Below are 17,789 nucleotides of genomic sequence, written 5' to 3' on the forward strand. Positions count from 1 at the left end.
ACCCGGCGCGACCACGGCGGGCGGACCTAGACTCGAAACATGATCGGCAAGCTGCCGGCCGAGGTGACCGCGTTCGTCGGCCGCCGGCACGAGGTGGCCGAGGTGAAGCGGCTCCTGTCGGCCTCCCGGCTGGTCACGCTGACCGGGCCCGGCGGAGTGGGCAAGACCCGACTGGCGCTCCGGGTGGCGGGCGAGCTGCGCCGCGTCCACCGGGACGGTGTGTGGCTGGTCGAGCTCGGGGAGCTGCGCGACCCGGCACTGCTGGCACAGACGGTGGCCGACACGCTGGGCCTGCGCACCGCGACCGCGCAACCCGCGCACGCGGCCGTCGAGACCTGTCTTCGTGATCGCCGGCTGCTGCTGGTGCTGGACAACTGCGAGCACCTGGTCGAGGCCTGCGCCGCCCTGGTGGACCGGCTGCTGCGCGGCTGCCCGGAGCTGCGGGTTCTCGCCACCGCACGCCAGTCGCTGGGCGCGGCCGGGGAGGTCCGGGTTCCCGTGCCGCCGCTGCCGGTGCCCGGGACGACGGACCCCGGCGCGGTCGCGGGGTCCGACGCCGTCCGCCTGTTCTTCGACCGCGCCGCCGCGGTACTGCCCGGCTTCGCTCCGGAGACCGCCGACACCGCCGCCGTCGCCCGGCTCTGCCGCCGCCTGGAGGGCATCCCGCTCGCCGTCGAGCTGGCGGCGGCCTGGCTGCGGAGCCTGACCGTCGAGCAGATCGAGGCCCGGCTCGACGAACGGTACCGGCTGCTCAGCCTCGGCCGGCGCACCGCGCCCGCGCGGCAGCAGACGCTGCGCGCGCTGATCGACTGGAGCCACGACCTGTGCACCGGGCCCGAGCGGCTGCTGTGGGCGAGGCTCTCGGTGTTCTACGGCGGCATCGATCTGGCCGCCGCCGAGCACGTCTGCGCGGGCGACGGGCTGGACCCCGGCGAGGCGCTCCGCCTGCTCGACTCCCTGGTCGACAAGTCGATCGTCACGCGGGAGGAGCACCGCGGCCGGGTCCGCTACCGGATGCTGGAGACCCTGCGCGAGTACGGCGAGGAACTGCTGGTCGCCGCGGGGGACCGACGGCGGGTGAGACGCCGGCACCGCGACTGGTACGAGCGGCTGGCCGCCCGGTTCGCCGCCGAGTGGATGGGGCCGGACCAGGCGGCCTGGGTCGCGACCTGGGACGCCGAGTACCCGAATCTCCGGGCGGCGCTGGAGTTCTGCGCCGACGAGCCGGGGGAGGCCCTGGCCGGGCTGCGCCTGGCGGTGGGGCTGGACGAGTACTGGGCGATGGGCGGCCACCACAGCGAGGCGCGCCGCTGGCTCGACCGGCTGCTGTCGGCCTCGTCCGGACCGAGTCGCGAGCGGGTGGCGGGCCTGCGGCTGTCCGGGTCGTACGCCATCTGGCAGGGCGACGTCGGACCGGCCCTGCGCCTGCTGACGGAGGCGGCCCACTCCGCGGCCGAGCTCGGCGACCGGGCCGAGATCGCCTACACCACGCACCTTCCGGGCATGGCCGCCCTGCTGGAGGGCGATGCCCACCGGGCCGCCGCACTGCTCGGCGAGGCGCTGAACCGGATGCGCGCCGCGAAGGCCCTGCAGCACGAGGTGAACACCGGACTCTTCCTGGGCGTGGCGCTGATCCTCGCCGGGGACCTCGCGCGGGCCCGGCACGTGCTGGACGAGTGCCTCGCATGGCTGTCACGGCGCGGCGAGGTGTGGTGGCGGGCGCTCGGCCTCACCCTGATCGCCCACGTCGAAGCGGCGGGCGGCCGACCGGAGCAGGCCGAAGCGGCCGCCCGGGAGGCGCTGCGCTGCCATCGGCGGCTCGACAGCCGGCCGGGCCTGGCCTTCGCCCTGGAGACGCTCGCCGCGCTCGCCGGCGTCCGGGCGGAGCACGACCGGGCGGCCGTGCTCGCCGGGGCGGCGGAGGGCCTCTGGCACGGCATCGGCGCCGGGCCCGAGTCGTACTTCCCCGTCTTCCGGCCGCGCCGCGACTATCTGCCCCGGGCCCGCACGGCGCTCGGCGAGGCGGCCTTCGAACAGGCCGCGCGGGCGGGCAGGGACATGCCGGTCGGCGCCGCGGTCGCCTTCGCCCTGGAGGAGTCGGCGCAGCCCCCGTCCGCGTCGAAGGCCGCGGCGGTCCGGTCTCCGCTCACCAGACGGCAGTGGGAGGTCGCCGAGCTGGTCACGCTGGGTCTGACCAACCAGGAGATCGCGGCTCGGCTGGTCCTCTCCCGCCGCACCGCCGAGACCCATGTGGAGCACATCCTCACCAGGCTGGGCTTCACCTCGCGTGCCCAGATCGCCGCCTGGGTGACCGAGCGGCGCCCGGCCGCGTCACCCGACGCCTGACCGCTCCGGCGGAGCGGCGGGTCGGCCGTGACGGCGGGCGACGGCCGGCTGTCGGCTGGCGGCTGCCGGCTGGCGGCTGGATTGGTTGACATTCTCAACCATTGAGACTTACCGTCGTCGGGCACATTACTTGAGGCACCCAACCATCAACCTCCCGAAAGGCATCTCACCGTGAGCACCTCCGACCGCCCCGACCGCGGAACGCCACCGGTCGACCACCGCGCCGCCGTCGCGGCCGAGACCGCCCGGTTCGTGGCGGCGGTCAGGGACGCCGACCTGGCGACCGCGGTACCCGGCTGCCCGGGCTGGACGCTGGCCGACCTGGTCCGGCATGCCGGCAGCGTCCAGCGCTGGTTCTCCGTCCTGCTGCGCGGGCGCATCCAGGAGCCCCCGCGCAGCCGCGACGTCGACCTGCGGCTGCCGGCTCGGGAGGACGGCTGGGCCGACTGGCTGGCCGACAGCGCGGCCGAGGCGGCGGACGCCTTCGCGGCCACCGACCCCGATACCCCGATGTGGGCGTGGGGCGCCGATCCGCACGCCCGGTTCTGGGCGCGTCGGATGCTGTTCGAGACCCTGGTGCACCGGGTCGACGCGGAGCTGGCGCTGGGGATCCGGCCCGGCATCGACCGTGCGCTCGCCGTCGACGGCGTGGACGAGTTCCTGGTGAACCTGCCTTTCGCCGCCTCCTTCGCCCCCAAGGTGGCCAACCTCCGCGGCGACGGCGAGACCATCCGCTTCACGTCCACCGAGGCGGACGGCGACTGGCTGGTCCGGCTCGGGCCCGACGGCTTCGGGCTCGACCCCGACGGCGCACGCACAGCTGTCGCCGACGCGACCGTCCGGGGCACCGCAGCCGACCTGCTGCTGCTCGTCTACGGCCGCCTCCCCCTCGACGCGGGGGCCTTCGAGCACACCGGAGACCAGGAGCTGCTGGCTCGCTGGTTCGCCAACTCCGAGTTCTGAGCCCGGCCGGTTACTGAACTTGAAAGTGTGATGTCGGGCGGACGAAAGCACCCCGGCCGGCTTGTCCGGGCCTGATCGCCTCGTCCGTCACCTCTGAAATTCGCTTGATGCTGGCGCATGGCCTGCGCTGATACTGCGGCATGAGCAGAATCGCGCAGGTCATTGTGTTGGCGCCGCACGCGGACGAGATCATGGAACCGTTGACGCGGCCGGACGACTCGCGTAGCTGGCAAGGCAGCTTCGAGCCGCTCGGCCTGTTCGCCGGCGGGTGGGTGATCGAGTTCAACCGGATGCGCCCCCGGTCCGGGCTGCTTCGGCACTTGGAGTCCCTTGCGTGGCCGCACCCGGAGAGCGTGCAGGTGCTGATCCACGACGAGGAAGACGACTGCTTCGGGCTGTGGATGATGCAGGAGGGGGCTCTGACCGAGGTGCCGCTTCCCGGCCACGGGCGCTACTACACTCCTGCGCCGGCCACGGACGAGTTCCCACCCGAGCCGGGCCTGCTGTGGCGGCCGAAGACAGCGGATACGGCCGTTCCTGGCTGGATCTTTACGTCGCGCCAGGACCAGCGTCCTGCCTGGTAGAGCTCACGAATCTGAGCAATGTCGCTGAGACCAGGTCACTCGCCCATCTCCAAGCCGGCCTGGATGAGGCAGCCGTCGATCAAATGTGGACGGTACTGGATCTTCTTGAGGCGGGTGCGGACGATCTTCGCCAGGTGGTCGACGTTGGCGACGGCGAGGTTGCCGATGCCGCGTTTGACCAGGGGCCAGATGCCCTCCTGCGGGTTGAGATCTGGTGCGTAGGAGGGCAGTTGGAAGACGGTCAACCAGTCCTCGTTGGCGGCGATGAACTCCTTCATCGGCGGCATCAGGTGCGTGGACAGGTTGTCCCAGACCAGCACGATCGGGCCGCCGAGCTGGATGCGGGCCCGCAGGATCAGGTCGCGGTAGTCCTGCCAGCTGAAGCCCTTGCGCTCGCCCTTGCGGCCGCGATGGACACGGAAGCCGTAGATCATGCGGGAGCGATGGCCTGCCTTGTAGCAGGCCATCCCGGCTATCGAGACCCGGCCGGAGCCGCGACCGCGGACGCGGACCACTGTCGTGCACCCGATGCGGCCCCAGGTCCTGGCGCGCGGCGGTCTCATGGTCTGCCCGGCTTCGTCCTCGAAGACCAGCCAGGCTCCCCGAGCCGCCGCGGCGCTTTTACCTGTGGCCAGACCTCCTTCTTCCACAGCTCGACCGCCCGGTCGTCCCGTTCGACGGCCCGACGCATCGGCTGCTGCCAGGACCAGCCGTGGCGCTTGAGCAGTGCCCAGGTCCCCTCGACGGTGTAGCTGATGTGGAGCAGCCGGCCGATCAGCGTCTTCACCCGGGCGAGCGTCCAGCGCTGGTCCTCCCAGCCGTGAATGAGAGGACCTCACTCCAACTCGAGCTCCAGCTTGGCGATTTGGCTCTCGCTGAGCCTCGGACGGCCGGGTGAGCCCTTCGAGAGGACCCCGGCCTCCCCCCGCTCACGCCACTGCTGGCGCCATCGTTCCACCGACCGCTCGCTCACCCGCAACCCGGAGGCGATCTCCCGGTTCTTCTCCCCGCTCTCGAAGCGTTCCACGGCCTGCAGCCGGATCCGCTCCCGCGCGGCCCTCTCGGCGTCGGTCAACCCGCCGCCCTGCGCGTATCTCACAGCCCAGGGCTACCGGACCCGCCCATCAGATATCAGGCAAACGGCCCCGACATCACGCTTTCAGGTTCAGTAGCGGCCTCGGACTGTGGGTGCCGCAACGCGGCGACCCCACGCTCCCGCCCATGACCCGGGCCGCGGGGTGGATGAAGCGACCGCACGCCCCGGCGGCCTTCTCGGCCTCGCCGACGACCGGGTTTCGCCTGCACCCAGCCATCCCGCCAGACCCCGGTGACCTGCCGGCAGACCCACTGCCTGGGCGTGCCGCCCGACAGGGCAAGCCGCTGCCGGTCATTGCCTCGGCAATGTGCAGCTCGAATGCCTGGATGCCGAGCGGGGTGAGCTGATAGTGGCAGTCCATGGGCGGCGCCGAGCGCAGCGGCCGCTTCGTCCGGCTGCTGACACACTCACACCCGGCGAATTCGCCCGCTCCTCGACCTCCGCATCACTCACGGCACGAATCCGCGTCAGCACCGAGGTGCACTTCTCCCTGGAGCGGCGAACCAACGGTTCTGATCCACAGATACTCTTCAGTCAAGAATTCCCAATAGTCGATCACCTCGAACTGCACGCCATCGCGATTTGCAGATGGGCTGCCAATATGATCATCGGTGCGATTGGTGACTTCAGGTGCCTCGCCAGCGGTGTGACCTCATGCAGATGTGGCGCAAGGTTATCATCTGTCACGCACACGCTTCGAGCTTGATTAAGATCTGGCATCTTCCGCCCGAAGGGAGGCTGAAGTGTTCGGCGAAGACGTGCCTCGCAGCGCGGCGCTAAGGACCTACGAGATCGAGCTTCCAAAGTTTCGGCGATTCAGCAACACCGTTGAAGCTCTCACAACGAATCTCTGCAATATGCAGGGGATCAAGTATCAGACCATCGAGGCGCGCGCCAAAGAACTCGAAAGCCTTGAGAGGAAGCTCGCCCGACATCCGGACTACCAACGACTGTCCGATGCAGAAGACCTCTGCGGGGTGCGAATCGTAACCTTCTACCTAAATGATGTCGACGCGGTCAGAGACCTGATCCGACGTGAATTCGACGTCCTGAAGGAGGAAAGTCGCCGCGCGGCCTCCCCTGATGCCTTCGGCTATCAGAGCCTACATGTGATCGCGCGGCTGTCCGAAGAACGCCGCACACTGACCGAATATCAGGAATATGCGGGATTTCGGGCCGAGTTTCAAGTCAGGACAGTGCTGCAACACGCCTGGGGTGTCATCAGTCATGCGCTGGACTACAAGAACGAGGATGCCGTCCCCGCCGAGGTTCGGCGAAAGCTCTTTCGATTGGCCGCACTCCTCGAGACCGGCGACGAGCTCTTTGGAGCCTTTCGCGTCGAGGTGGAGAACCTGCGCGCCAACTATGCACATCAGGTAACAGTCGAGGAATGGCACAACCTCCCGCTCAACTTCGACTCCGTCCTGGCGAGTTGGCACAAGCTTCCGCTCGCAGCCGTACAGCGCGTTGCAGATTCCTCGGGGTTCGCGACCGACGAGCAGACTCACGACCAGGACGGCCAACATTTCCGCAACTCGCTCAACGGCCTGGTGTCCCTCGCAACGACTGCGGGACTCACCAACCTGGGCGAACTGGCAGACCTCATGACAGCGGTGGGCGACCAATCCGACAAGCTGTCGATCCTGGTCGAGGAGATCAAGAGCCGAGGCACATTGCCTGCAGGCGATCCGTGCGACGTGATCGTCCTCTCGATGCTGCTCCGTGATCCCCGTTTGCGCGTTCGGGGCGCCATTCTCTTTCGTCCCGAGATCGAGGATTCCCTCGACGTGATCCTCCACCGAGAGGGCCTTAGATGAATAACCACGAAAGCCAGCAGGGGGAGTCATCAGCGGAAGATCCGAAAGATCAAGTCGCGCGACTTGAACGGGAGATCGACGTGCTCCGCCGCAAGCTCGCCGACCCTCCGCGAAGTTCGACAATCCTCGAAGAGCGGATCGTCGAGCTCCAGACCAACCTGACCGGCGTGACCGACCAGAACGAACGGCTCGCCTCCACCCTGCGCGAGGCCCGCGACCAGATCGTGGCCCTCAAGGAGGAAGTGGACCGGCTGGCACAGCCCCCGGCCGGTTTCGGCACCTTCCTCAACCAGAACGAGGACGGCTCTGCCGACATCTTCACCGGGGGGCGCAAGCTCCGCGTGAACGTCAGCCCCAACGTCGACCTCGACCAGCTGCGGCGCGGCCAGGAGGTGATGCTCAACGAGGCCCTCAACATCGTGGACGCGATGGCCTTCGAGCGCATCGGCGACATCGTCACCCTCAAGGAGATCCTGGAGGACGGTGAGCGCGCCCTGGTCATCGGGCACACCGACGAACACCGGGTGGTCCAGCTCGCCGATTCGCTCGACGGCTCTGCCCTGCATTCCGGCGACGCACTGTTGCTTGAGCCTCGCTCCGGCAACGTATTCGAAGTCATCCCCAGGACCGAGGTCGAGGAACTGGTTCTCGACGAGGTGCCGGACGTGGACTATCAACAGATTGGTGGTCTGAGCGAGCAGATCACCCAGATCCGCAACGCCGTCGAGCTCCCCTATGCGCATCCCGAGCTCTTCCGACAGGTCAGCCTCCGACCCCCCAGAGGCGTTCTCCTCTACGGTCCGCCCGGCTGCGGAAAGACCATGATCGCCAAGGCGATCGCAAATGCTCTGGCGAAGAAGGCGAAGCTCGGTGCTGGCCGTCTTCGCGGCAAGAGCTACTTTCTCAGCATCAAGGGCCCCGAGTTGCTCAACATGTACGTCGGCGAGACCGAACGGAAGATCCGCCTGATCTTCCAGCGCGCCCGGGAGAGGGCGAGCGAGGGAATGCCCGTCATCGTCTTCTTCGACGAGATGGAATCCCTGTTCCGAGCTCGCGGCAGGTCGGGGTCGGATGTAGAGAGCACAACCGTCCCACAGCTTCTCGCTGAAATTGACGGGGTAGAAGGCTTGAACAACGTCATCGTCATCGGCGCCTCCAACCGCGAAGACATGATCGACCCGGCCGTTCTTCGCCCCGGCAGGCTCGATCTGAAGATCAGAATCGACCGCCCCGACTACAAGGGCGCGCGAGAGATCCTTTCGAAGCACCTTCGACCCGACGAGCCAATTCACCCCGACGACCTCGACGCCTACAACGGGGACACCGCGGCGGCACTGGACAACATGATCAACCTCACCATCGACTACATCTACTCCAATGACGCCTCCAACGAGTTCCTCGAGGTTCGGTACGAAAACAACGAACGAGAAATCCTCTACTTCAGTGACTTCAGCTCCGGCGCCACCATCCGCAACATCGTCGACCGGGCGAAGATGTTCGAGATCACGCGATACCTTGACGGACGAGGACCCCTCGGCCTCAGCGCTCGCGACCTCCTGCGGGCCGCTGCTGACGAGATCAGATCGATCGAAGACCTGACCAGCTCGACCAACCCGGACGACTGGGCCCGCATCTCCGGAAGAAAGGGCGAGAAGATCTCATACGTTCGGACCATGACAAGGCACGGATCGCGCCTCGCCGGCCGTTCCGTGGAAGTCGGTCGAAGTAATTATGCGCTGTAGCTGAATCCAGTCCCCCCGCAAGTCTGCCCCACGTCTTCTCTTAGGAATCCCCCTGTGCCTGGTCAACCGAGCTTCAGCGAGGGAAACATCGTCGCAGCAACGGCCATGTTCGTCGAGGTTCTTGTGGTGGGAATCGGAACCCTTGCGGCTCTTTTCATCCTCATCGCCTCCTCTCTCGGAATCCAACAGATCCGTCATCTCAGCGACATTTTAGGATCACCCCTGGCCGTATCCCTTGGTCTTGCCTTCGCCTACACTCTGGGCATTCTCGTGGACCGGGCCATGGATATTTCCCTGTCACCAATTCGCCGCCACCTGAGGGCGATTCACTTCCCATCCGGGAGATCCTACACAGAAGCAAGGATCTCACTCGCGCGTGACCCTACTCTGGTAGCGCGCGCAGAGTACGCCCGCAGTCGCATGCGTGTCTGCCGGGGGTGGCTTTTCAATGCCGTCGTGGGAACCGCGGCAATTGACGTCCTCATCACCCAGGTCGCGCACACACGTGAAGTCGGGTTCTTGATACTGGCCACGTCCCTCGGACTGGCTCTGATTACAGCTTGCTTTGCAACCTGGTGGTCCATCACAGCAACGGGCTACCGGAAGCTGGCCGAACAGGCCATGCTGCTCCGATGACTCAGCAGCGCACCCAAGCCTCGAAGTCGACGTGAACGAGGCCAAAGCGGTGGTGGTAGCCATCGAACCGTCGCACACCCTGTCATCGTATCTACCGAGCACACGTCGGCCAGGCTCGCAGATTACGGCGAGCCATAAGCATTGCTGCGCCTCACACTCACGAATACACCGACACCCTCGGCCAAATCCCTCGACATCGCATCAGCGCTTCCTCCGTGCACCAAATGGCGAGGGGATTTCGTGCACGCTCAATTGGCAAGAGCAGCGAACCATCAGCGGTTGTCGGAGAAACGCAGGAGCCCGTCAATGAGCGGAGCCAAGATCGCTGGACATCCGGCAACGCCTGACGGGCGGCGGGCCGGCTGCACGCAGCGTCAACGGGCCCTGCGCGGACGGCCAACGACTCCTGCCGTCCGCTGCCCCAGGGTTGGTGGTGGGCACCACGGCGGTGCCCACCACCGATCCCGGGAGGGATGCCCCATGTCGCACATCCGCACCAGGCTCGCCGCCGCGGCCGTCGCCGTCCTGGCCGGCGCCTCGGCGCTCGCCGCCGCTCCGTCCGCGAACGCCGAGCCCACGGTCACCGCGGTCGCCGGGGAACCGGGGCTGTACCGGGTCACCGGGCCGGACGCGCTCAACTCGGCCTGGGACCTCTGCAAGGACGGCCAGACCTGCTTCTGGCAGAACGCCAACGCCGGCGGCTGGATCTGGGTCGTGCCCTACTGCGGGCTGAACACCGTCCCGGGCTGGTTCGACAACCGCGCCAGCTCGGTCTGGAACCGGGGCGGCGGCCCCGCCGACATCTACGCCGGCTCCGACTACTCCGGATACATGGGCACCGTCGCGCGCTGGTGGCAGGGCAACCTCGCCTCCGCGCACAACGACCGGCTGAGCGCAGTCAACGTCCGTTGCGGCTCCTAGCACCACCGCACCCGGGCTCAAAGCACCGCTGAACCCGCCGCGGCCCGGAAGTCGCTCGCGGTGGTCCCGTACTCGTCGCGGAAGGCCCGGCTGAAGGCGGCGGCGGCGCGGAACCCCCACCGCGCCGCGATCGCGTGCACCGGCACCACGGCGAGACCCGGGTCGGCGAGGTCCGCCCGGCACCGCTCCAAGCGGCGCCGGCGGACCACCGCCGCGACACCACCGCGCTGTTCACGGTGGAAGAGCCCGTGCAGGGTGCGCAGCGAGATGTGGTGCCGGGCCGCGATCGCCGCGGGCGACAGGTCCGGGTCGCCGAGGTTCTCCTCGATGTACGCGTCGATGCGGGCGAGCAGCATCCGGTAGCGCGGCTCCGGCGGCAACCGGTCCTCGACGCCGAGCCGGTGCGCGAGGAAGGCGACGGCCAACTCGCGTGCCGCGACGCCGAGCCGGACGGCCTCGTGCTCGGCGACGGCCGGCGCCTCCCGCACGACGCCGCGCAGGAATGCGGCCAGCACCCCGCCCACCCCGCCGCGGGCCGGCGCGGAGCTGGCCAGCAACCGGTCCAGCCGGCGGTGGTGCAGCGGGAGTTCGGCGACCGGAAGGTGCAGGATGACGGCCCTGGACACGCCGCCGGGCAGCCCTCGGCCGTCGAACGGGCGGGAGGTGTTCCACAGCACGAGGTCACCGGAGCGCATCCGGGTCTCGTTGTCGCCCTGGGCGATCCACATCGCGCTGCCCCGGATCAGCGCGAGTTCGTACACCTCCGGGTCGGAGCGCCGGATGAGAGCGGGGGTGCGCTCCGAGCGGATGGACGGGAAGGACATCGTGGTGAGTTGTTGCCCGGGACCGAGCGCCAGCGTGCCCACGGTCGCGGGGAAGTCGTCGGCGTGCTCGGTGGTGATCCGGGTGGGCGCGACGTCCCGGGCGACCATCTCGCACCACCACTCGAAGCGGTGGCCCGGTTCGACGGCGGAACTGTCCAAGTGGTGGTAGGGCATCGGCCGCTCCCTGCTCTCCCCCCGGGGGCGCGTGGCACGACCGCCCGAGCATGTCGCTGACATGACACAGCCTGCGCAGGGGCACCACCGCCCCACAAGCGCCCATCCCTGCCAACTCCGTCGCCGGCGCGGCCCGGCGCGTGCGGCCGCCGGTCCCGGCCGCCGTCACCTGCGGCCGGGAATCCAGGGGGCTGCGGACCGACCCGCGACCGGCCGCCGACCGGCGGTGCGCCCGGGGCGGGAGAGGCCCGGGAGGCAGGGGACGAGCGGATGACGCATCCGAAGTCGGCGGGTTCGGTGCCACCAGGCGGAGGTGACGCCACCGGTTGATCCGCACCGAACCCGACGGCACCCCCTCGGCCGCCGGCCGGGTGGCGCGCCGCGGCGGCCACCGCGGTGGTGACGCCGCGGGCCGCCGTCACACCGACCGCACCGCTACCCGGGCCGGCCGGCGAGGAACGGCTCCAGGGCCGCGGCGAGTTCGGCGGGCGCGTCCAGGGCGATGAGGTGACCGGCGGTGGCGAACTCGACCAGCGTGGCACCGGGGATCTCACCGGCGTACCGGCGGGCGATGTCCTGGAAGTCGGCGACGTCGAGGCGGCCGATCCCCACCAGGGTGGGGACGGAGACGGCGGCGACGTCGCGGGCCGTGGCGCCCCGGGAGTGCTCGCCCACCGCGGCCTGGTTCACCAGCGACGTCCGCACCGGGCCGCGGAGCCGGTCGGCCAGGCCTGCGGCGACGTCGTCCCAGGTGCGCGCGGGCCCGCGCAGCCACATGTCCAGGTTCACCCGGACCGCGGTGTCCAGATCGCCCGCGGCGAGGGCCGCGGTCTCGGCCTCGTCGTACGCGATCATGTCCGCGGACCAGTGGTACCCCGGCCACGGCGGGGCGAGCAGCGCGAGGGAGTGCACGCGCTCCGGGTGGGTGAGCGTGAACTCCACGGCCACGCGGCCGCCCCAGGACGCACCCACGAGCCGGACCCGTTCGTGGCCGAGGTGGTCCAGGAGGCGGCGCAGGTCGTCGGTCTCGCTGAACGGCCCGACCGGGGGTGCGGACTCGCCGAAGCCGCGCAGGTCGTACCGGATGACCGTGTGGCGCTCGGCGAGGGCGGGGACGACCGCGTCCCACATGCGGTGGTCGGCGACACCGGCGTGCACGAGCACGACGGGCGGTCCGTCGCCGGAGACGACGTAGGAGAGGTGGCCGAGGTCGTCGGCGAGAGTGATCATCCGCAGATGCTCTCAGGGTGGCGGTGCACATGCCAGCCGATAGAGCCGGGGCGCGGCGCCGGGATCCGTGCGCGGCGCCCCGACGGGACCGTCAGACCACCGTCGGCAGCGGCGGCTCGACGGCCAGCGGTGCCGAACTGCGCGCACGGTGCTGGGCGGCCCACGCGGTGAGCGCCACCGTGCAGGCGTGGTCCAGGTGGCGCAGGCCGGACCAGTCCAGCTCCACCGGACGGTCGGCCGGCAGCCGCTCCAGCGTGTCCAGCAGCCGGGGCAGCCGCAGGAACGTCGCGTTACCGCTCAGCCGGACCCGCAGCAGCGGGCCCGCACCGGGTTCGGCCGGCGACTCCCGGTCCAGGGCTTCGGCATCGCCCCCGCCGGCGCGGTGCCCGTACCCGGCCGCGTCGCCCCCGGCGGGCGAGCCGGGGCCCCGCCCGGGCAGCTCCTCGACGCCGATCTGCAGGTGCGAGGTCTGCCAGGCCGACTTCACCACCGCCAGGCCGATCCCGATCAGCACCCCCTCGAACAGGTCCGTGGTGATGATCGCGACCGCCGTGACCGCGAGCACCACCGCCTCGCCCCGGTGCTCCCGGCAGAGCCCGGCGATCCGCCGGACCGGGACGAGCTTCGCGCCCGCGTGAACCAGGACGGCGGCCAGTGCGGTCAGCGGGACCAGGCCGAGCGCGCCGGGCAGCAGCGCGGTGAACAGCAGCAGCCAGAACCCGTGCAGCACCCGCGAGGCCTTGGTCCGCGCCCCGGCCTGCACGTTGGTGGCGCTGCGCACGATCACGGCCGTCATCGGCAGGGCGCCGAGCAGCCCGCAGAGCGTGTTGCCGATGCCCTGGGCGGTCAGCTCGCGGTCGTAGTCGGTGCGCGGGCCGTGGTGCATCCGGTCCACGGCGGCCGCGCTGAACAGCGTCTCGGCGGAGGCGATCAGGGTGAAGGCGAGGATGGTCCCGACGCCGGCGGTACCGGCCAGCGCGCCGAGGGCGTCGTGTTCCGGCGGCTGCACCACCTCCAGCAGGCCGGCGACCCGGACCCGGGCCACCGGGAGGTCCGCGGCGGCGGTCACGCCGGCCGCCAGGCCGACCGCGGCCAGCGGCGCCGGCACCGAACGGGCCACCTTCGCCGGCAGGTACTTCCAGAACGCCAGCACCAGCAGCGTGCCGACGCCGAGCGCGACCGCGCTCGGGGTGGCCGCGCCGGTCAGGGCGTCGCGCAGCAACGCGGGCAGGCCGGCGATCTTCTCCGGCCCGGTCGCGGGCGCCCGCCGGTCCGCGAGTGCGTACAGCTGGCCGAAGAGCAGCGTCAGGCCGATCCCGGCCAGCATGCCGTGGACGACCGACGCGGACATCGCGCGGAACCAGCGCCCCACCCGAAGGGCACCCATGGCCAGCTGGAGCAGGCCGGTGGCGAGGACCAGGACGCCGAGCGCGCCGGCGCCGTACTCCTGCACGGCCTCGTAGACCAGGACGGTCAGGCCGGCGGCCGGGCCGCTGACCTGCAGACTGCTGCCGGGCAGGGAGCCCACGACCAGGCCGCCGACGATGCCGGTGACCAGCCCGAGCTCGGCGGGCACGCCCGAGGCGACCGCGACGCCGACGCAGAGCGGCAGCGCGACCAGGAAGACCACCAGCGAGGCGGGCAGGTCGAAGCGCCAGGGCACAGCGCGCAGGGCGCGGGCGGGGTGGCGATGGCGCAGCGGGCGGCGCGGGCGGGCGCGACCCGGCGGGGCCTTGCGCCGGGGGCCGCCCGGCGGGCTCTTCCGGCGCCGGGGCAGGGGGTTCACCCGGCCACCGCCGGGGTGGACGCGGGGCGGGCGGCGGCGCGGCCGGGGGCGTGGGCGGCAGGGGCAGCGACGAGGTGGCCGGCGCGGCTCGGGCGCTTCGGGCGGTCGAGGGGGCGGACGGCGGAGAGCGAGCGGACGGTACGGGCCATGGGTACGTCCTTCCGCGCGGCCGCCGGCGGGGCGGACGCGAAGCGGGAGCGGAGACGGATCGCGGAGGCGGATCACGGAGACGGATCACGGAGGCGGGTGACGGGCCACGCGGCAATCGGCAGGCGGCGGGCGGGCAGCACGGCGCACATGCGGAGAGGTTCAGACGGAACGAGCAGGCCGAGCGGCCAGGTGGTACGAACAGGCGGGGACTCGACGGCCGGAGCTCCCCCGCTCCCCGGTCGATCCCAAACCCCCCAACCGCGGCCCGAGTTGAACATGGGAACCATGACGGGCCCGGCGTGCCTCCGACGGTACCCAGGGGCCCCGGCCACGCCAACCTCGCCCACCGTTCCTCCACCGCGATGACACAGGCCCGCCACGTCCCGCTCCGGATCGACCCCTCGGGCGGGTACGCACGTTCGGCCACCACACGCACATCCGAGGCCGGGCGGCGACCACCGGGGCTTTGCCCGATCGCGGGCAGGGGCGCGCCCGCGCCGGGCGGGCACTTTGCAGGAAGGAACGAGCACCGCCCCCACCCGGGCGCGGCGAACTGGAGGAACGGGCGATGGATCGGCCGCACCCCCCCGTGACAGCCTGGCCGAACGGCCGAGCCGCGCACGCCGGGACCCCCACCCCGCACCCCGCCTGCGCCCCGCCCCGGGCCCGCGACCTGCGGGTTCCCCAGAGCCGGCCACTTCTACATTCCATTGAAAGTCCCCTTGACGCCCCGACAGACCGCGCCGTACCTTGTTTCCACATACAGAAACCGTTCTTCCGTATGGTGGAATTCTGGAGATGAGCCCTCCGACCCACAGCGGGCCGACGCAGGAGAAACCCGATGCCTCGTATGACCGCCGCCGCCGCGGCCGTGGAGATCCTCAAGCGCGAGGGTGTTGAGCAAGCGTTCGGCGTGCCCGGCGCGGCGATCAACCCCTTCTACCGTGAGCTCAAGAACGTCGGCGGCATCAAGCACACGCTCGCCCGCCACGTCGAGGGCGCCTCGCACATGGCCGAGGGCTACACCCGCGCCAAGGCGGGCAACGTCGGTGTCTGCATCGGTACGTCCGGCCCGGCCGGCACCGACATGATCACCGGCCTGTACTCGGCGATCGCGGACTCCATCCCGATCCTCTGCATCACCGGCCAGGCGCCGGTCTCGAAGCTCCACAAGGAGGACTTCCAGGCCGTCGACATCGCCTCGATCGCCAAGCCGGTCACCAAGGCCGCCACCACCGTCCTGGAGGCCGCGCAGGTCCCCGGCGTCTTCCAGCAGGCCTTCCACCTGATGCGCTCCGGCCGTCCCGGCCCGGTCCTCATCGACCTGCCGATCGACGTCCAGCTGACCGAGATCGAGTTCGACCCGGAGACCTACGAGCCGCTGCCGGTCTACAAGCCGTCCGCGACCCGGGCCCAGATCGAGAAGGCCATCGGCTTCCTGCTGGAGTCCGAGCGTCCGCTGATCGTCGCCGGCGGCGGCATCATCAACGCCGACGCCTCCGACCTGCTGGTCGAGTTCGCGGAGCTCACCGGCGTCCCGGTCATCTCCACCCTGATGGGCTGGGGCACCATCCCGGACGACCACGAGCTGGCCGCCGGCATGGTCGGCGTCCAGACCTCGCACCGCTACGGCAACGAGACCTTCCTCGCCTCGGACTTCGTCCTGGGCATCGGCAACCGCTGGGCCAACCGCCACACCGGGTACAACCTGGAGGCCTACACCGACGGCCGCAAGTTCGTCCACGTCGACATCGAGCCGACCCAGCTCGGCAAGATCTTCGCCCCGGACTACGGGGTCGTCTCCGACGCCAAGGCCGCGCTGGAGCTCTTCATCGCGGTCGCCAAGGAGCTCAAGGCCGCGGGCCGGCTCCCCGACTTCGGCGGCTGGGCCGCCTCCGCCCAGGAGCGCAAGGCCACCCTGCAGCGGCGCACGCACTTCGACAACATCCCGATGAAGCCGCAGCGCGTGTACGAGGAGATGAACAAGGCCTTCGGCCCGGAGACCCGCTACGTCACCACCATCGGCCTCTCGCAGATCGCCGCCGCGCAGTTCCTGCACGTCTACAAGCCGCGCCACTGGATCAACTGCGGCCAGGCCGGCCCGCTCGGCTGGACCATCCCGGCCGCGATCGGCGCCGCCACCGCCGACCCGGAGACCCCGATCGTCGCGCTCTCGGGCGACTACGACTTCCAGTTCATGATCGAGGAGCTGGCGGTCGCCGCGCAGCACAAGGTCCCCTACGTCCACGTCCTGGTCAACAACGCCTACCTGGGCCTGATCCGCCAGGCACAGGCCGGACTGGACATCAACTTCCAGGTCAACCTGGAGTTCGAGAACATCAACACCCCGGAGATCGGCGTCTACGGCGTCGACCACGTCAAGGTCGCCGAGGGCCTGGGCGTCAAGGCCATCCGGGTCACCGACCCGAACGAGCTCGGTGCCGCCTTCGAGGAGGCCAAGAAGCTCGCCGTCGAGCACCAGGTCCCGGTCGTGGTCGAGGCCATCCTGGAGCGCGTCACCAACATCTCGATGAGCAAGACGGTCGACATGAGCAACGTGACCGAGTTCGAGGAGCTGGCCTCCCTGCCGGAGCACGCTCCGACGGCGATCAAGACCCTCAAGGTCTGAGCCCGAACGTCCCACGGCCCCGGTGGCACCGCGCCCGCGGTGCCGCCGGGGCCCGTTCGCGTTCTGCCACGGGCCTCCTGGCAGGTGGCTCAGCCCTGGCAGGCGTACGTGAACGAGGTGGCCGCACCCAGGTGCCGGGGCGCGAGGATGTCCACGGTCGCGGTCGCCTGCATCGTGCCGCGGCCGTCGAAGGTCCAGCGCAGGACCAGGTCCGCCCGGTGCTCGCCCGACTGCACCGGCTGCACCAGCTCGCCGGAGGACGTGCCGTCGCTGCGCAGCCAGCGGTAGCGGATGGTGCCGGCATGACCGTCGGTGGCGACCGTCGCGGTGATCACGGCCGTTCCGCCGCACGGCGGGCCGCCCGCCGGTTCGGCCGCGACGGTGACGCCGCCCAGGGCCAGCGGCGGCTCGGACCGGCAGCGGACGAGGAGGGCGGCGAGCAGGACGATCAGGACGGCCCCCGGGACCAGCCACCGGACGGCCCGGCGCCGCCGGGGCGGCAGCGGCGGCTCGGGCGGCGGGCCGTGCCAGACCGCCGCGGCCACCGGCGGCACGCCGGGGCCGAACCGGTGCACCTCGTACTGCAGTGGCTCGGGCTGCAGTGGCTCGGGCTGCGGCGGCTCGGACGGTGGCGGCTCGGACGGTGGCGGCTCGTGGTGCGGCGGCGCCGGTGCGGCGCCGGCCGCCGCGGCGCCCCAGACGGTCGGGTCGAGGTAGGTGGCGCACTCGGCCTCCTCGGCGGCGGGCGCAGCGCGACCGAGCGGGACCGTCCGCTCGGACGCCGGGCCGCCGCCGAGTCGGACGGTCCGGTCGGGCCCGGGGCCGGACCCGGGCTCCGGTCGGGGCAGGGACATGGGAACCTCCGAGGACGCGCGACGGGATCGGACGGCG

At 70.6% G+C, this 17,789-nt stretch carries 14 protein-coding genes and 1 pseudogene; 8 read left to right on the top strand and 7 right to left on the bottom strand.

Features of this window, described 5'->3' with window-relative positions:
- Positions 1-39: 39 nt before the first annotated feature.
- The 3 genes from RMN57_RS04805 (at position 40) to RMN57_RS04815 (ending at position 3,893) form a co-directional block, all read left to right on the top strand.
- Entirely contained in the window at positions 40-2,346 is a 2,307-nt protein-coding gene (locus tag RMN57_RS04805) for a LuxR C-terminal-related transcriptional regulator (RefSeq protein WP_313762112.1), read from the top strand.
- A gap of 171 nt (positions 2,347-2,517) precedes the next feature.
- A complete protein-coding gene (locus tag RMN57_RS04810; protein ID WP_313762113.1) occupies positions 2,518-3,309 on the top strand; it encodes a maleylpyruvate isomerase family mycothiol-dependent enzyme in 792 nt (263 codons plus the stop codon).
- A gap of 140 nt (positions 3,310-3,449) precedes the next feature.
- A complete protein-coding gene (locus RMN57_RS04815; protein WP_313762114.1) occupies positions 3,450-3,893 on the top strand; it encodes a hypothetical protein in 444 nt (147 codons plus the stop codon).
- Positions 3,894-3,928: 35 nt separating this feature from the next.
- On the opposite strand, the gene RMN57_RS04820 is transcribed toward RMN57_RS04815, so the two are convergent.
- Both RMN57_RS04820 and RMN57_RS04825 read right to left on the bottom strand, forming a co-directional pair.
- Complete coding sequence (locus tag RMN57_RS04820; RefSeq protein WP_313762115.1) at positions 3,929-4,456, bottom strand: transposase; 528 nt, start codon at positions 4,454-4,456, stop codon at positions 3,929-3,931.
- Positions 4,453-4,992 (bottom strand): annotated as a pseudogene (locus RMN57_RS04825) (winged helix-turn-helix domain-containing protein). The gene RMN57_RS04820 and the pseudogene RMN57_RS04825 overlap by 4 nt, the downstream one beginning before the upstream one ends.
- Positions 4,993-5,732: 740 nt before the next feature.
- Here RMN57_RS04825 and RMN57_RS04830 point away from each other — a divergent pair.
- The 4 genes from RMN57_RS04830 to RMN57_RS04845 all read left to right on the top strand — a co-directional run bounded on the left by RMN57_RS04830 (position 5,733) and on the right by RMN57_RS04845 (position 10,105).
- Positions 5,733-6,806, top strand: coding sequence for a hypothetical protein (locus tag RMN57_RS04830; protein WP_313762116.1), 1,074 nt, complete (start codon positions 5,733-5,735; stop codon positions 6,804-6,806).
- A complete protein-coding gene (gene arc, locus RMN57_RS04835; protein ID WP_313762117.1) occupies positions 6,803-8,548 on the top strand; it encodes a proteasome ATPase in 1,746 nt (581 codons plus the stop codon). The genes RMN57_RS04830 and arc overlap by 4 nt, the downstream gene beginning before the upstream one ends.
- Positions 8,549-8,602: 54 nt before the next feature.
- Positions 8,603-9,184: a hypothetical protein gene (locus RMN57_RS04840; protein WP_313762118.1), complete on the top strand. Its 582-nt coding sequence runs from the start codon at positions 8,603-8,605 to the stop codon at positions 9,182-9,184.
- 480 nt (positions 9,185-9,664) lie between these two features.
- Positions 9,665-10,105 carry a peptidase inhibitor family I36 protein gene (locus RMN57_RS04845; protein WP_313762119.1) on the top strand — a complete coding sequence of 147 codons (441 nt, stop codon included), beginning with the start codon at positions 9,665-9,667 and terminating at the stop codon, positions 10,103-10,105.
- 17 nt (positions 10,106-10,122) lie between these two features.
- Here the strand turns inward: RMN57_RS04845 and RMN57_RS04850 are convergent, their stop codons facing one another.
- From RMN57_RS04850 to RMN57_RS04865, 4 genes are all read right to left on the bottom strand, one after another.
- The gene (locus tag RMN57_RS04850; protein WP_313762120.1) at positions 10,123-11,103 is read right to left on the bottom strand and encodes a helix-turn-helix domain-containing protein; all 981 of its coding nucleotides are present in this window, start codon (positions 11,101-11,103) and stop codon (positions 10,123-10,125) included.
- 435 nt (positions 11,104-11,538) lie between these two features.
- A complete protein-coding gene (locus RMN57_RS04855) occupies positions 11,539-12,333 on the bottom strand; it encodes an alpha/beta hydrolase (RefSeq protein ID WP_313762121.1) in 795 nt (264 codons plus the stop codon).
- A gap of 91 nt (positions 12,334-12,424) precedes the next feature.
- The gene (locus RMN57_RS04860) at positions 12,425-14,119 is read right to left on the bottom strand and encodes a SulP family inorganic anion transporter (protein WP_380234172.1); all 1,695 of its coding nucleotides are present in this window, start codon (positions 14,117-14,119) and stop codon (positions 12,425-12,427) included.
- Complete coding sequence (locus RMN57_RS04865; RefSeq protein WP_313762122.1) at positions 14,116-14,268, bottom strand: hypothetical protein; 153 nt, start codon at positions 14,266-14,268, stop codon at positions 14,116-14,118. Before RMN57_RS04865 ends, RMN57_RS04860 begins: the two co-directional genes overlap by 4 nt.
- Before the next feature lie 851 nt (positions 14,269-15,119).
- Between RMN57_RS04865 and gcl the strand changes: the two genes are divergently transcribed.
- Positions 15,120-16,898, top strand: a complete 1,779-nt coding sequence (gene gcl / locus RMN57_RS04870; protein ID WP_313767711.1) for a glyoxylate carboligase — start codon at positions 15,120-15,122, stop codon at positions 16,896-16,898.
- Positions 16,899-16,987: 89 nt separating this feature from the next.
- Here the strand turns inward: gcl and RMN57_RS04875 are convergent, their stop codons facing one another.
- The gene (locus tag RMN57_RS04875; RefSeq protein ID WP_313762123.1) at positions 16,988-17,752 is read right to left on the bottom strand and encodes a hypothetical protein; all 765 of its coding nucleotides are present in this window, start codon (positions 17,750-17,752) and stop codon (positions 16,988-16,990) included.
- Positions 17,753-17,789: the final 37 nt, after the last annotated feature.

The sequence above is a fragment of the Kitasatospora sp. CM 4170 genome (assembly GCF_032110285.1).
GTDB classification, from domain to species: Bacteria; Actinomycetota; Actinomycetes; order Streptomycetales; family Streptomycetaceae; genus Kitasatospora; species Kitasatospora aburaviensis.